The 14,477-nt window shown below is 70.8% G+C and carries 12 protein-coding genes; 5 read left to right on the top strand and 7 right to left on the bottom strand.

The features are described from left to right. Positions 1-49 precede the first annotated feature (49 nt). Positions 50-1,012: a multidrug DMT transporter permease gene (locus JRG78_RS07145; protein ID WP_259608156.1), complete on the top strand. Its 963-nt coding sequence runs from the start codon at positions 50-52 to the stop codon at positions 1,010-1,012. On the opposite strand, the gene pgl is transcribed toward JRG78_RS07145, so the two are convergent. Genes pgl through tkt form a run of 6 tightly spaced genes read right to left on the bottom strand, consistent with a single transcriptional unit; the run spans position 1,006 to position 9,165 of the window. After that, a complete protein-coding gene (gene pgl / locus JRG78_RS07140; protein ID WP_259606043.1) occupies positions 1,006-1,794 on the bottom strand; it encodes a 6-phosphogluconolactonase in 789 nt (262 codons plus the stop codon). The genes JRG78_RS07145 and pgl overlap by 7 nt on opposite strands. After that, on the bottom strand, positions 1,791-2,726 hold the full coding sequence (locus JRG78_RS07135) for a glucose-6-phosphate dehydrogenase assembly protein OpcA (RefSeq protein WP_259606042.1): 936 nt from the start codon (positions 2,724-2,726) through the stop codon (positions 1,791-1,793). The genes pgl and JRG78_RS07135 overlap by 4 nt, the downstream gene beginning before the upstream one ends. Continuing rightward, positions 2,723-4,273 carry a glucose-6-phosphate dehydrogenase gene (gene zwf, locus JRG78_RS07130; protein ID WP_259606041.1) on the bottom strand — a complete coding sequence of 517 codons (1,551 nt, stop codon included), beginning with the start codon at positions 4,271-4,273 and terminating at the stop codon, positions 2,723-2,725. The genes JRG78_RS07135 and zwf overlap by 4 nt, the downstream gene beginning before the upstream one ends. A gap of 28 nt (positions 4,274-4,301) precedes the next feature. Continuing rightward, positions 4,302-5,906: a glucose-6-phosphate isomerase gene (locus JRG78_RS07125; RefSeq protein WP_272653251.1), complete on the bottom strand. Its 1,605-nt coding sequence runs from the start codon at positions 5,904-5,906 to the stop codon at positions 4,302-4,304. Continuing rightward, entirely contained in the window at positions 5,903-7,015 is a 1,113-nt protein-coding gene (gene tal / locus JRG78_RS07120; protein ID WP_272653250.1) for a transaldolase, read from the bottom strand. Before tal ends, JRG78_RS07125 begins: the two co-directional genes overlap by 4 nt. Before the next feature lie 20 nt (positions 7,016-7,035). Beyond that, on the bottom strand, positions 7,036-9,165 hold the full coding sequence (gene tkt, locus JRG78_RS07115; RefSeq protein WP_272653249.1) for a transketolase: 2,130 nt from the start codon (positions 9,163-9,165) through the stop codon (positions 7,036-7,038). 235 nt (positions 9,166-9,400) lie between these two features. Here tkt and JRG78_RS07110 point away from each other — a divergent pair, with 235 nt between their 5' ends. Next, the gene (locus JRG78_RS07110; protein WP_432806451.1) at positions 9,401-10,315 is read left to right on the top strand and encodes a heme o synthase; all 915 of its coding nucleotides are present in this window, start codon (positions 9,401-9,403) and stop codon (positions 10,313-10,315) included. A 23-nt stretch (positions 10,316-10,338) separates the two neighbouring features. Here JRG78_RS07110 and JRG78_RS07105 read toward each other — a convergent pair whose 3' ends face one another. Further along, positions 10,339-11,271: a COX15/CtaA family protein gene (locus JRG78_RS07105; protein WP_259606037.1), complete on the bottom strand. Its 933-nt coding sequence runs from the start codon at positions 11,269-11,271 to the stop codon at positions 10,339-10,341. 233 nt (positions 11,272-11,504) lie between these two features. On the opposite strand from JRG78_RS07105, the gene sufB reads away from it, so the two are divergent. From sufB to JRG78_RS07090, 3 genes are read left to right on the top strand one after another with little or no spacing between them, the layout of a single operon-like run. Continuing rightward, a complete protein-coding gene (sufB, locus tag JRG78_RS07100; RefSeq protein ID WP_259606036.1) occupies positions 11,505-12,923 on the top strand; it encodes a Fe-S cluster assembly protein SufB in 1,419 nt (472 codons plus the stop codon). A 1-nt stretch (position 12,924) separates the two neighbouring features. Next, complete coding sequence (sufD, locus tag JRG78_RS07095; protein WP_272653248.1) at positions 12,925-14,154, top strand: Fe-S cluster assembly protein SufD; 1,230 nt, start codon at positions 12,925-12,927, stop codon at positions 14,152-14,154. Further along, positions 14,151-14,477 carry a non-heme iron oxygenase ferredoxin subunit gene (locus tag JRG78_RS07090; RefSeq protein ID WP_259606034.1) on the top strand — a complete coding sequence of 109 codons (327 nt, stop codon included), beginning with the start codon at positions 14,151-14,153 and terminating at the stop codon, positions 14,475-14,477. Before sufD ends, JRG78_RS07090 begins: the two co-directional genes overlap by 4 nt.

Genomic DNA, 14,477 nt, shown 5'->3' with positions numbered 1-14,477 from the left:
CGGCGGGTAGGGTCGTACTGTGAGTCTTGCAGGGGGCGTCGTCTCGAACATGGGCGACGAGCTGGTCGGGGTCTTCCAGAACCCCGGGCTCCTCTTCGGCATCCCGCTCGCCCTCGCCGGCGCCGTGTTCATGTCGCTGGGCGCGCAGTACCAGCACCGCGGCGTGGAGAAGGTCGAGCGGCTCACCGGCACCGAGGGCACCACCGGCCTCAGCGGCGCCCAGCTGAAGGGTCTGCTGCGGCGCCCGTCGTGGGTGGTGGGCACCCTCATGCTCGGCTTCGCGATCCTGTGCCAGCTCAGCGCCCTTGCGGTGGCCCCGCTGATCGTCGTGCAGCCGCTCGGCGCCGTCGCCCTGGTGATCACGACGCTGCTGAACGCGCGCATCTCCGGCCACGCCCCGACCCGGCATTCGCTCATCGCGATCGGCGCCTGCATCGGCGGCATCTTCCTGTTCGTCTCGCTGGCGGCGCTGTACGCCAAGGAGCGGGAGATCAGCGACATCGACCTGTTCGTGATCCTGACGATCCTGCTGCTGGTGATCATCCTGCTCGGAGCGAGCTGGCTGATCCTGCGCCACCGCATGCGCGCGCTGTTCTACGTCACGGGCGCGGGCATCCTGTACGGCTTCGTCGCCACGCTCGCGAAGGCCGCGATCAAGCGGATCCAGGCCGGGAACTTCGACTGGATCACCGTGGTCTGCGTGATCGCCCTCATCGCGGCCGCCGCCGCGGGGGCGTACTTCGTGCAGACCGCCTACAGCTCAGGCCCGCCGGACCTCGTCATCGCCGGGCTCACCGTGATCGACCCGATCGTGGCGGTCCTCATCGGCGCCCTGGTGCTCGGCGAGGCCTCGGCGGCGCCGATGTGGGTGGTGGTGCTGTTCATCGTCACCGGCGCGGCGGCGATCTGGGGCGTGTTCGGGCTGGCCAGGTTCCATCCGCAGATCCTCAGCGAGAGCCAGGAGCTCGGCCTGCGCCGCGGCAGCGACAAGCCGGACGAGACCCGTCAGTAGTCCCGGTCGATGAGGTCGGGCGCCACCTCGGCCGCCGCCGCCTCGTCCACGAAGAACACCGTCCGCCGGCGCCCCTTCGCCCCCGCGACCGGAACGCTGGCGTAGCTCGCGCCCGCCAGCGCCAGCCCGAGAGCGGATGCCTTGTCGGCGCCGGTGAGCACCAGCCACACCCGCTTGGACGCGTTCAGCACCGGACGGGTCAGCGTCACCCGCTCCGGCGGCGGCTTGGGGGAGTTGCGCACCGGCAGCGCCGCCACGTCGGTGACGGTCACCTCGGGCCGGTCGGGGAACAGCGAGGCGATGTGGCCGTCGGGGCCGACACCCAGGAAGCACACCGCGAAGGAGGGCCACGGATGCCGCTCGGTGCCGAACCGGGCGAGCTCGGCGGCGTAGGCGGCCGCCGCCTCCTCCAGGGACACGCCGTCGTCGGGAGAGGCGACCTCGTGGATGTTCTCCGCCGGCACCGGGATGCGGTCCAGGAGCGCCTCCCGCGACTGCCGTGAGTTCCGGTCCGCGTGGTCGAGCGGAACGAACCGCTCGTCGCCCCACCAGAAGTGCACCCGGGACCAGTCGATCCCCTCCAGCCGCGGGTCACCGAGCGCGGCGGCCAGTACGGCGGCGCCCATCGATCCGCCGGTGAGGCAGATGTGCGCGGTCCGTCCGTTGCGCGTGCGCGCCTGCAGCCGGGTGAGGAAACGGTCCGCGACCCGTGCGGCGAGCGCCTCCGGTGTCGGTTCCACGACGACGGTCTTCGTCGACCCCTGGACTTTCACTGCTGTCATGCCTCCCGGTCCGGCGGCCCGAGCCGCTCCCATCCCTCTGTCACGACTCGACCGTAGAGCAGATCCGCGTCCAGACGGCGCAGCTCCTCGGCGAGGCACTCACGCAGCGTCCGTCGTGGCAGGTGCAGCTCGTGATCGGGCTGCCCGGGCTGGGTGAGCACCGCCACCCCGGGCACGGGCCGCTCCAGCAGGATGTCGCCGCTGGCTCGCGTGAGCCGCACCGACTTGATGCCCTCCTGCCAGTGTTCCGGGTCCTCGTACGACCAGCGCACCCGCACATCGAGCGCCAGCCGCAGCCAGGCCGCGAGCAGCGCGGTGGACGGGGAGGCCGCGGCGCCGCGGACCTCCACCCCGGTGACCGGTTCGTACGGCGGCTGGTCGAGGACGGCGGCGAGCTGCTCCCGCCAGTGGGTGAGCCGGGTCCACGCCAGGTCGGTGTCGCCGGGGGCGTGCGTCTTCCCCAGCAGCGCCAGGCGATCGCGAACGTCGGGTGAGGTCGCGGCATCCGTGATTCTGCGCTGCGCGATGCGGCCCAGCGGCGAGGCCGACACGTCCGTCGGCGCCTCCTCCGGCCACCACGCCACGACCGGCGCGTCCGGCAGCAGCAGGCCGGTGACCAGGCTCTCCTCGTTGCTGGCGGCCTCGCCGTACGCGCGGAGGACCACCACCTCGCTCGCGCCGGCGTCGCCGCCCACGCGGATCTGCGCGTCCAGGCGCGCGTCGCCGTCGCCCGCGGTGAGCACGATCACGCGCATCGGATGCTCGCGCGAGGCGTCGTTGGCGGCGTCGATCGCCGCCTCCGCGACGCCGTTGCGGGCCGCGATGATCAGCGTCAGCACGCGGCCGAGAGCGACCGCGCCGCCTTCCTCGCGGACCTTGACGAGCTGCTTGGCCACCTGGCTCACGGTGGTGTCGGGAAGGTCGATGATCACGGGCGTCTCCAGACTCGTCCGTCGCGGGCAAGGAGGGCGTCGGCGGATGCCGGTCCCCAGGAGCCGGGAGCGTACTGCTCCAGGCCGCCGGGCAGCGAAGCCCAGTACTCCTCGATCGGGTCGAGGATCTTCCAGGACAGCTCGACCTCCTCGTGCCGCGGGAACAGCGGCGGATCGCCGAGCAGCACGTCCAGGATGAGGCGCTCGTACGCCTCCGGGCTCGCCTCGGTGAAGGCGTGCCCGTAGCCGAAGTCCATCGTGACGTCGCGCACGTTCGCGCCGCTGCCGGGGATCTTCGAGCCGAACCGGATGGTGACGCCCTCGTCCGGCTGCACCCGGATCACCAGGGCGTTCTGACCGAGCTCCGAGCTCTGCCCGCGGCCGAAAAGGTGCTCGGGGGCGCGTTTGAAGACGACGGCGATCTCGGTGACGCGGCGGCCGAGGCGCTTGCCGGTGCGCAGGTAGAACGGCACGCCGGCCCAGCGGCGCGTCTCGATGTCGAGCTTGACGGCGGCGTAGGTCTCGGTGCGGGAGTGCGGGTCCATGCCCTCCTCCTGGAGGAAGCCGTTGACCTTCTCGCCGCCCTGCCAGCCGCCGGCGTACTGGCCGCGCGCGGTCGCCAGGGACAGGTCGTCGGGCAGCCGCACCGCTTCGAGCACCTTCTCCTTCTCGGCGCGCAGGTGCTCGGCGGACAGGCTGATCGGCTCCTCCATCGCGGTGAGCGCGAGCAGCTGCAGCAGATGGTTCTGGATGACGTCGCGCGCGGCGCCGATGCCGTCGTAGTAGCCGGCGCGCCCGCCGACGCCGATGTCCTCGGCCATCGTGATCTGCACGTGGTCGACGTAGTTGCGGTTCCACAGCGGCTCGTACAGCTCGTTCGCGAAGCGCAGCGCCAGGATGTTCTGCACCGTCTCCTTGCCGAGGTAGTGGTCGATGCGGAAGATCGAGTCGGCCGGGAAGGCCACCTCGAGCGCCCGGTTGAGGGCCCGCGCCGACTCCAGGTCGTCGCCGAACGGCTTCTCGATCACGACGCGCCGCCAGCAGGTGTCGTCCGCGCTGTCGTCGCCGACGAGGCCGGAGTCCTTCAGCTGCTTCGCGACCAGCGGGAAGTCCTTCGGCGGGATCGACAGGTAGTACGCGTGGTTGCCCATCGTGCCGCGCTCGACGTCGAGCTTCTCGACCGTCTCGCGCAGGTGCGCGAACGACGCGGGGTCGTCGAAGGTGCCCTGCACGAAGCGGATGCCCTGCAGCAGCTGCTGCCAGGTCTCCTCGCGGAACGGCGTGCGGGCGTGCTGCTTGACGGCTTCGTACACCACCTGCGCGAAGTCCTGGTCCTCCCACTCCCGGCGGGCGAACCCGACCAGGGCGAAGCCCGGGGGGAGCAGCCCGCGGTTGGCGAGGTCGTACACGGCGGGCATCAGCTTCTTGCGGGACAGGTCGCCGGTGACCCCGAAGATCACCAGCGCGCTGGGGCCGGCGATGCGGTTCAGCCGGCGGTCGTCGGGATCGCGGAGCGGGTTGTGTCCGCGTGAGATGGGGGCAGTCATCGGTGGGGGATGTCTCCAGGGGAGGGGGTTACTGGGCGGCTTCGAAGAGGGCGAGGATGTCGTCCGCGGCATCCGTGATCGTGAGCGAGACGACGGGACGGCCGTGCGCGGCGAGGACCGCGGCGTCGCCCGCGGCCTGCGCCTCGATCAGCCGCCCGAACGTGAACGGGCGGCCGGGGATCTCCAGATCCACGTCGGTGCGCTCCAGGATCTGCAGGAACACGCCCTGTGCCGGACCGCCCTTGTGGTACTGACCGGTCGAATGCAGGAAGCGCGGGCCCCAGCCGAAGGTGGTGGGACGTCCGGAGTCGGCCGCGATCATCTCGCGCAGGCCCTGCAGCTGGCCCATCTCCAGGCGGTTGACGTACGCCTGGACGGCCACGTAGCCGTCCGAGGGGAGCTGCGCCCAGAGTGCGTCGAGCACGCCCTCGACGGTGCCGGATGCGGCCAGGGCCGGGTCCGACACGCGCACCTCGATGCCGTCCTGCACGAACGCCGGCGGCGTCGGCTCGGGCTGCTTCTCGAGCAGGCCGCGGGCCGCGGCCTTGGCCGACTCGACGTCGGGCTGGTCGAACGGGTTGATGCCGAGCAGATGCCCGGCGATCGCGGTGGCGTACTCCCAGAGCAGGAACTGCGCGCCCAGGGTGCCGCTGACGAGGATCTCGCCCTCATGCCGCTCGGTGAGGTGGAACTCGTCGGCGTCGTCCACGAGCCGCACGATCTGCAGGTCGGCCGGGCGGCTCTCCAGCTCGGGGGATACCGGCAGCAGGACGACCGGCAGGATGCCGGTGCCGGCCTTGCCGGTGGACTCGGCGATCAGCTGCTCGATCCAGTCCGGCAGGCCCTCGATGTGGGTGCCGTCGGGCACCAGGCCGAGCTTGTCGCGGCGCGGCGGGATTCCGGTGATCGCGGCGCCCAGCCGCAGGGCGGGGTTCTCGGCCGAATCCACCGCCAACTGAAGCATCGAGGCCTCCGCCTCGTCCAGCAGCTCGGCGATGTCGGCGCCGGCGAGACCCGCCGGGACGAGGCCGAAGGCGGTCAGCGCCGAGTAGCGCCCGCCCACCGCGGGGTCGGCGTGGAAGACGCGGTATCCGGCCTGCTGCGCCTCCGCGTCCAGCGGCGAACCCGGGTCGGTGACCACCACGATCCGCTCGGCCGGATCGATGCCGAGGTCCGCGAACGCGGCCTCGAACGCCCGGCGCTGCGCATCCGTCTCCACGGTCGAACCGGACTTCGACGACACCACGAGCACCGTGCGCTGCAGGTCCTCGTCGAGGGCGGCCAGCACCTGCGCCGGGGCGGTCGAGTCGAGGATGGTGAGCGGCACGCCCGCGGTGCGGGCGATCACCTCGGGCGCCAGGGACGACCCGCCCATCCCGGCCAGCACCACCCGGTCCACCCCGCGCGCGCGCAGCTCGCCGCGGAGGGCGAGGATCTCCGGCACGAGCGGTCGCGACACCGACACCGCCTCGACCCAGCCCAGCCGGACGGATGCCTCGGCCTCGGCATCCGGACCCCACAGGGTCGGATCCCCGGCGGTGATCCGCGAGGCGACCAGCTCGGTGACCAGTCCGGGGACGAGCTCGTCGATCGCGGTCTTCGGCACGCCCGAGACGTGGACCGCGGCGGTCATCGCGCGGCTTCCAGGCCCTCGGTGACGGTGGTGAGCAGGCCGTGCCAGGAGTCGATGAACTTCGCGACGCCCTCGTCCTCGAGCACCTGGGTGACGTCGTCGAAATCGACGCCGACCTCGGCGAGTCCCGCGAACACCTCGCGCGCCTCGTCGTAGCGGCCGGTGACCGTGTCGCCGGTGATGACGGCGTGGTCGAAGGTGGCCTCGAGGGTCTTCTCCGGCATGGTGTTGACCACGCCGGGGGCGACGAGCTCGGTCACGTACAGGGTGTCCGGCAGCGCCGGGTCCTTCACGCCGGTCGACGCCCACAGCGGGCGCTGCAGGTTGGCGCCGGCGTCCAGGAGCGCCTTGGCGCGGTCGGTCGCGAACTCCTTCTCGAACAGTTCGTAGGCGAGCCGGGCGTTGGCCAGACCGGCCTTGCCGCGCAGGGCGAGGGCCGCCTCGGTGCCGATCGCGTCGAGGCGCTTGTCGGTCTCGGTGTCGACGCGGGAGACGAAGAACGAGGCGACGGAGTGGATCGTGGACAGGTCGATGCCGTTGGCCTTCGCCGTCTCCAGACCGGTGAGGTACGCGTCGATCACCTCGGCGTACCGCTCCAGGCTGAAGATCAGCGTCACGTTCACACTCACCCCGGCGCCGATGGAGGCCGCGATGGCGGGCAGGCCCGCCTTCGTCGCCGGGATCTTCACCAGCAGGTTCGGGCGGTCGATGCGGTCCCACAGCTCCTTGGCCTGGGCGATGGTGCCCTCGGTGTCGTGCGCGAGGTCGGGGGAGACCTCGATCGACACACGTCCGTCGACGTGGTTCGTCGCCTCCCAGACCGGGCGGAACACGTCCAGCGCCGCGGTGACGTCCTGTGTCGTCGCGGCGAACACGGCGTCCACGGCGCTGGCGCCGGAGGCGGCGAGCTCGTGCACCTGCGCGTCGTAGGAGGTGTCGTCCGGGTTGGTGATCGCGTTCGCGAAGATCGTCGGGTTCGTGGTCACCCCGGTGACGTTGCGGGTGTCGATCAGCTCCTGCAGGTTGCCGGAGGCGATGCGGGTGCGGGACAGGTCGTCCAGCCAGATGCTGACGCCGGCGGCCGCCAGCTGTGCGGTGGGAGTGCTCATGGGGGGATGCTCCTTCTCGGTCAGTGGGCGGCGTTCGCCGTGGTGGTCTCGCGCGGGGCGTTCGCTGCGATGGTCTCGCGCGCGGCCTCGACGACGGCCTCCGTGGTGACGCCGAACTTCTGGAACAGCGTCTTGTAGTCGGCGCTGGCGCCGAAGTGGTCGATGCCGACGGAGCGGCCGCGGTCGCCGACGATGCCGCGCCAGGTGAGCGGGGAGCCGGCCTCGACGGACACCCGGGCGGTGACCGCGCTCGGCAGCACCGACTCGCGGTACTCCTCGTCCTGCTCGGCGAACCACTCCAGGGACGGCGCGGACACGACGCGCGCGTTCACGCCCTCGGCGGCGAGCGTCTCGCGCGCGGCGACGGCGAGCTGCACCTCGGAGCCGGTGGCGATGATGATCACGTCCGGCGTGCCGCCCGGCGCCTCGGCGAGGACGTACGCGCCCTTCGCGGCGTTGCGGGCGGCGGCGAGGGTCTCGCCGGCGGCGTCGCCGTCGCCGCGCTCGAACACCGGGATGTTCTGCCGGGTGAGGGCGATGCCGGCCGGGCCCGCCTGGCGGCGCAGCATCTCCAGCCACACCACGGCGGTCTCGTTCGCATCCGCCGGGCGGACCACCGTGAAGTTCGGGATCGCGCGGAGCGAGGCCAGCTGCTCGATCGGCTGGTGCGTGGGGCCGTCCTCACCGAGGGCGACGGAGTCGTGGGTCCACACGAAGATCGAGGGGATGTTCATCAGCGCGGCCAGGCGCACCGACGGGCGCATGTAGTCGCTGAAGATGAGGAAGGTGCCGCCGAACGCGCGGGTCGGGCCGTGCAGCACGATGCCGTTCACGATCGCGCCCATCGCGTGCTCACGGATGCCGAAGTGCAGCACCCGGCCGTACGGGTCGCCCGACCACTCGTGCGTGGACCACTGGGCGGGGATGAACGAGGGGGCGTCCTTGATCGTGGTCAGGTTCGACTCGGCGAGGTCGGCCGATCCGCCCCACAGCTCGGGAAGCTGCGCCGCCAGCGCGTTGATCACCTGACCGGATGCGGCGCGCGTGGAGACCTCCTTGCCGGCCTCGAACACCGGCAGGGCGTCCTCGATGCCCTCCGGCAGCTCGCCGGCCTCGAGACGGTCCAGCAGCGCCTTGCGCTCCGGGTTCGCCTCCGCCCATGCGTCGAACGCGGTCTGCCACTCGGCGCGCGCCGCGGCGGCGCGCTCGGCCAGGGCGCGGGTGTGCGCGATCACATCGTCGGCCACCACGAAGGACTGCGCCGGGTCGAAGCCGAGCACCTTCTTCGTCGCGGCCAGCTCGTCGGCGCCGAGCGCCGAGCCGTGGATCTTGCCGGTGTTCTGCTTGCCGGGCGAGGGCCACCCGATGATCGTCTTCAGCACGATCAGCGACGGACGGTCGGTCTCGGCCTTCGCCGCCTCGATCGCGGCGTACAGCTCGGCGACGTCCTCGACGTACTCGCCGGACTTCTTCCAGTCCACGGTCTGCACGTGCCAGCCGTACGCCTCGTAGCGCCCTGCGACGTCCTCGGTGAACGCGACGTCGGTGTCGTCCTCGATCGAGATCTGGTTCGAGTCGTAGATCGCGATGAGGTTGCCGAGCTGCTGGTGGCCGGCCAGGGACGACGCCTCGCTGGTCACGCCCTCCTGCAGGTCGCCGTCGCTGGCGATCACGTACACGAAGTGGTCGAACGGGCTCTCACCCGGCGCCGCGTCCGGGTCGAACAGGCCGCGCTCGTAGCGGGCGGCGTAGGCGAAGCCGACCGCCGAGGCCAGGCCCTGGCCGAGCGGGCCGGTGGTGATCTCCACGCCCTTGGTGTGGCCGTACTCCGGGTGACCGGGGGTCTTCGAGCCCCACGTCCGCAGCGCCTTCAGGTCGTCGAGCTCCAAGCCGAAACCGCCCAGGTAGAGCTGCACGTACTGCGTCAGCGAGGAGTGCCCCGCCGACAGGATGAACCGGTCCCGCCCCAGCCAGTCGGTGTCCGCCGGGTCGTGGCGCATGACCCGCTGGTACAGCAGGTAGGCCGCCGGTGCGAGGCTCATCGCGGTGCCCGGGTGGCCGTTGCCGACCTTCTCCACCGCATCCGCCGCCAGCACCCGCGCCGTGTCCACAGCGCGCCGGTCGATCTCATCCCATTGCAGTTCCGTCACGGCCATGCTCCTTCTGACGCAATCGAAGGCGCCCGTATTCGATGCGCGGGATCCGCGTCGTCACGGAGGGGGGTGCACAGCGCGGGCGCGCGAGTGGGTTTCAGCATAGCGGGGTCGACTCCGTCGCAGCGCCGCGTTTCGCCATGGATCGGAGGACCCCCGGAACGCGGTCCGACACGCCCGGTGCCATAGACTGAGAGGAGTGTCCGGGCGCGCGCAGGAGGAGGGGATCGCGATCACCACGACGTCGCAGACCATCGAGGCGAGGCACTCGATCGGTCAGAAGATCCGCGGGTACATCGCCCTCACCAAGCCGCGAGTCCTCGAGCTGCTCCTCGTCTCCACCGTCCCGGTGATGTTCCTCGCCGCGGGCGGCCTGCCGAACCTGTGGCTCGTGCTGGCGACCGTGATCGGCGGGGCGATGAGCGCCGCATCCGCTGCGTCCTTCAACATGTACCTGGACCGCGACATCGACGTGCACATGAAGCGCACCGAGAACCGGCCCCTGGTCACCGGCGAGGTCTCGCCCCGGGGCGCCCTGGTGTTCTCCTGGGTGCTCGCGGTGGTCTCCACGCTCTGGCTGTGGCTCACCACGAACTGGCTGGCCGCGACGCTGTCGGCGGGGGCGATCTTCTTCTACGTCGTGATCTACACGATGATCCTGAAGCGGCGCACCGAGCAGAACATCGTCTGGGGCGGGATCGCCGGATGCTTCCCGGTGCTGATCGGCTGGAGCGCCGTGACCGGGTCGCTGGACTGGCCGCCGCTGGTGCTGTTCGTGCTGGTGTTCCTGTGGACGCCGCCGCACTATTGGCCGCTGTCGATGAAGTACAAGGACGACTACGACGACGTGGACGTGCCGATGCTGGGCGTCACCCGCTCCGCACCCCAGGTCGGCCTGCAGGTCATCCTCTACGCCTGGGCGACGGTCGCCTGCTCGCTGCTGCTTGTCCCGGTCGCCGGCATGGGCATCGTGTACACGGTGTCCGCCCTGGTCGTCGGCGGCTGGTTCATCTACGAGTCGCACCGCCTCTACAACCGCGCCGTGCACGGCACCGAGGCGCGCCCGATGCGGGTGTTCCACGCCTCGATCACGTACCTGACGCTGATCTTCCTCGCCGTCGCGGTCGACCCGCTGCTGCCGCTCTGACCCGAAGCCCGGTCTCCTGATGCTCAGGCCGGAGCGACCGGGCGCTTGAGGTTCAGCACCACGACCGTGTACGCCGCGGCGGACAGCGCCGCGAGCACCATGTGGACGCCGACCAGCACCGGTGGCAGTCCCTCCCGCGCCTGCCACACCCCGACGAGGATCTGCACCAGGATCGCGGCGGCGAGGACGACGAGCCAGCGGGCCACCGGCAGGCGCAGCCGCAGCGCGGCGGCCAGCAGCACCAGGACGAGCCCGGCGAGGATGTAGCCCGGCCAGGAGTGCACGTGCGCCAGCACGGTGGCGTCGAAGCCGGTGCGGATCACGTCCGCGTCACCCGAGTGCGGGCCGTTCCCGGTGGTGAGCACGCCGAACACGATCGTCACGGCCAGCGCAAGGCCGGTGACGTGGGTGAGCGCGGCGAACCAGGACGGCACGACGCGTTCGCGCGGGCCTGGTGCGGTGTTCATCCGGACCAGGAACGCTGCCGTGACGCACACCAGCAGCAGCGAGGCGACGTAGTGGAAACCGACGATGAACGGGTTCAGGCCCGTCCAGACGATGATGCCGCCGACCACCGCCTGCGGCAGGATGCCGCCGAGCAGCACCACCAGCGCGAGGGCGAACAGGTCGCGGCGCTCGCGCCGCATCCGCCACACCAGCAGAAGCACGGCCAGCGCGAGCAGCCCCACCACCCCGGTCATCAGGCGGTTGCCGAACTCGATCATCCCGTGCACGCCCTGCACCTCGTAGACCGGGACCAGAGACTCGGGCGTGCACAGCGGCCACTCCGAGCAGCCCAGTCCCGAGCCTGTCAGCCGCACCGCGCCGCCCGTGGCGATGATCGTCACCTCGGCGAGGAAGGACAGCCAGGCGAAGATCCGCAGCGCGCGGCCGATCGGCGCGTGCCCCGGGCGGGTGGTGGCGGCGTCCGGGACGGACGCGGTGGTCTCGGTCATGGGTCCTCCGGTGCGCGGCGAGGACGCACGCGGCCCCTCAGCCAGGCGGAACCTGTAGAATCGGGATTGTTGGGATGAACGCGCGGTATGCGACGCGCATCGTCAACAGTCTAGGCGCGACGAGAGCGCCGAAGGTCAGGGCCCACCAGCGGCATCCGATTCCCGCAGACTCGACGGGGATCAGGTGTGTCGGGGCGGATGACACCGTTGCGGCCCGCAGAGGAGAGTGTGTGATGTCGGATGTGCTGATCGACCGCCCGGAGCTCGAAGGTCTGGGGGTGTACGAGTTCGGCTGGCACGATCCCGACGCCGCGGGCGCCAGCGCCCGCCGCGGCCTTTCCGAGGCGGTCGTGCGTGACATCTCCGCGCTCAAGAGCGAGCCGGAGTGGATGCTGAAGACCCGTCTCAAGGGCCTGCAGCTCTTCGAGCGCAAGCCGATGCCGACCTGGGGCGCCGACCTCAGCGAGATCGACTTCGACAACATCAAGTACTTCGTCCGCTCCACCGAGAAGCAGGCGCAGTCCTGGGAGGAGCTCCCCGAGGACATCAAGAACACCTACGAGCGGCTCGGCATCCCCGAGGCCGAGCGCCAGCGCCTGGTCGCCGGCGTCGCCGCGCAGTACGAGTCCGAGGTCGTCTACCACCAGATCCGTGAGGACCTGGAGGCGCAGGGCGTCATCTTCATGGACACCGACACCGCGCTGCGCGAGCACCCCGAGTTCTTCGAGGAGTACTTCGGCACCGTGATCCCCCCGGGGGACAACAAGTTCGCCGCGCTGAACACGGCCGTCTGGTCGGGCGGCTCCTTCGTGTACGTGCCGAAGGGCGTGCACGTGGAGATCCCGCTGCAGGCCTACTTCCGGATCAACACCGAGAACATGGGCCAGTTCGAGCGGACCCTGATCATCGCCGACGAGGACAGCTACGTCCACTACATCGAGGGCTGCACCGCCCCGATCTACAAGTCGGACTCGCTGCACTCGGCCGTCGTCGAGATCATCGTGAAGAAGAACGCCCGCGTGCGCTACACGACGATCCAGAACTGGTCGAACAACGTCTACAACCTCGTCACCAAGCGCGCCGTCGCCCACGAGGGCGCGACCATGGAGTGGGTCGACGGCAACATCGGCTCGAAGGTGACGATGAAGTACCCGTCGATCTACCTGATGGGCGAGCACGCCAAGGGCGAGACCCTGTCGGTCGCCTTCGCCGGTCCCGGCCAGCACCAGGACGCCGGCGCGAAGATGATCCACATGGCGCCGTACACGCAGTCGTCGATCGTCTCTAAGTCGATCGCCCGCGGCGGCGGCCGCGCCGGCTACCGCGGCGAGGTCCGCGTCGACGCGAACGCGCACCACTCCGCCAACACCGTGCGCTGCGACGCGCTCCTGGTGGACACCAAGTCGCGTTCGGACACCTACCCGGCCATCGACATCCGCGTGGACGACGTGCAGCTGGGCCACGAGGCCACCGTCTCCAAGGTGAGCGAGGAGCAGCTGTTCTACCTGCAGTCCCGCGGCCTTCCCGAGGACGAGGCGATGGCGATGATCGTGCGCGGCTTCATCGAGCCGATCGCGCGCGAGCTGCCGATGGAGTACGCGATGGAGCTGAACAAGCTCATCGAGATGGGCATGGAAGGATCGGTCGGCTGATATGACGGCCCCGACGCAGGCGCCTGAGCAGGCGCAGGACACGAACGCGCACATCGACCCGGCGGCGAAGGCGGCGAACGCCGCGTTCCGGCCGGTGCAGACCCGCTCCGAGCGGCCGCACTCCTTCGACCCGGCCGACTTCGGGGCGCCGAGCGGCCGCGAGGTGAACTGGAAGCACACGCCGGTGGCGCAGCTGAAGCCGCTGTTCCAGCCCGCCGAGGCGAACGACGGCGTCAGCTGCGCCGTGACGCCGGAGCGGTTCGCTGGCGCCGGCCTCGCCTTCGGCGACACGCCGCGCGGAGAGTTCTTCCGTCCGGAGGACGTCGTCTCCGCCGTGGCCTGGCAGGGCGCGCAGGAGGCGCTGCACATCAGCATCCCGCGCGAAGAGGAGCTCGACGAGCCGGTTGTCGTCGCGATCACCGGCCAGGGCGCCGAGCGCCGCGCCGACGCGCACCTCGTGATCGAGGCGGGCGCGAACAGCCGGGCGACCGTGCTGCTGCGGCACAGCGGATCGGCGCAGTACGCGCAGAACGTGGAGATCCTGGTCCGCGACGGCGCCAAGCTCATCGTCGTGTCCGTGCAGCAGTGGGACGACGACGCCGTGCACGCCGCGGCGCACCAGGCCCGCGTGGACCGCGACGCCGAGCTCACCCACGTCGTGGTCAGCTTCGGCGGCGGCATCGTGCGCGTCAACCCGAACGTGGAGCTCGCCGGCGCCGGCGCCCAGGGCCGCCTCTACGGCCTGTCCTACGCGGACGCCGGGCAGCACCTGGAGAGCCAGGTGTACCTGCACCACAAGGGCCCGCACACCGTCGGCGACGTGCTGTACAAGGGCGCGCTGCAGGGCGAGAGCGCGCACAGCGTGTGGATCGGCGACGTGCTGATCGGGCCGGATGCCGTCGGCACCGACTCCTACGAGGCCAACCGCAACCTGGTTCTCACCGAGGGTGCGCGCGCCGACTCCATCCCGAACCTCGAGATCGAGACCGGCGACATCCTCGGTGCCGGCCACGCCAGCGCGACCGGTCGTTTCGACGACGAGCAGCTGTTCTACCTGCAGGCCCGCGGCATCCCCGAGGACGAGGCGCGCCGCCTGGTCGTGCTCGGCTTCCTCACCGACATCGTCCAGCGCATCGGCATCCCGACGCTGCAGGAGGAGCTGCTGGCCGCGATCGAGGCCGAGCTCGCGCAGACGCCCGTGGTCGCGCACCACAGCGAGGTCTCGGCGTGAGCGCGCAGCGCGCCTGCTCCGTCAGCGAGCTGGAGCAGGACACGCCGCTGCGCGTCGAGCTCGACGGCGTGCCGATCGCGATCGTGAAGGACTCCGACGGGGAGATCCACGCGATCGGCGACACCTGCACGCACGGCGACATCTCCCTGTCCGAAGGCTTCGTCGAGGGCAAGACGCTGGAATGCTGGGCGCACGGCTCGGCGTTCTCCCTCTGCACCGGCAAGCCCCTCAACCTCCCCGCTTATGAGCCCGTCCCGGTCTACGTCGTCCAGATCGACGGCGACGACGTGCTCATCGACCCGACCGTGATTAAGGAAGTCTGA

Origin of the sequence: Microbacterium sp. EF45047 (assembly GCF_028472845.1) — a bacterium.
In the GTDB taxonomy this organism is placed as follows: domain Bacteria; phylum Actinomycetota; class Actinomycetes; order Actinomycetales; family Microbacteriaceae; genus Microbacterium; species Microbacterium neungamense.
Note: the sequence above shows the minus strand (reverse complement) of the source record. Positions and strands in the feature narration are given on the sequence as shown.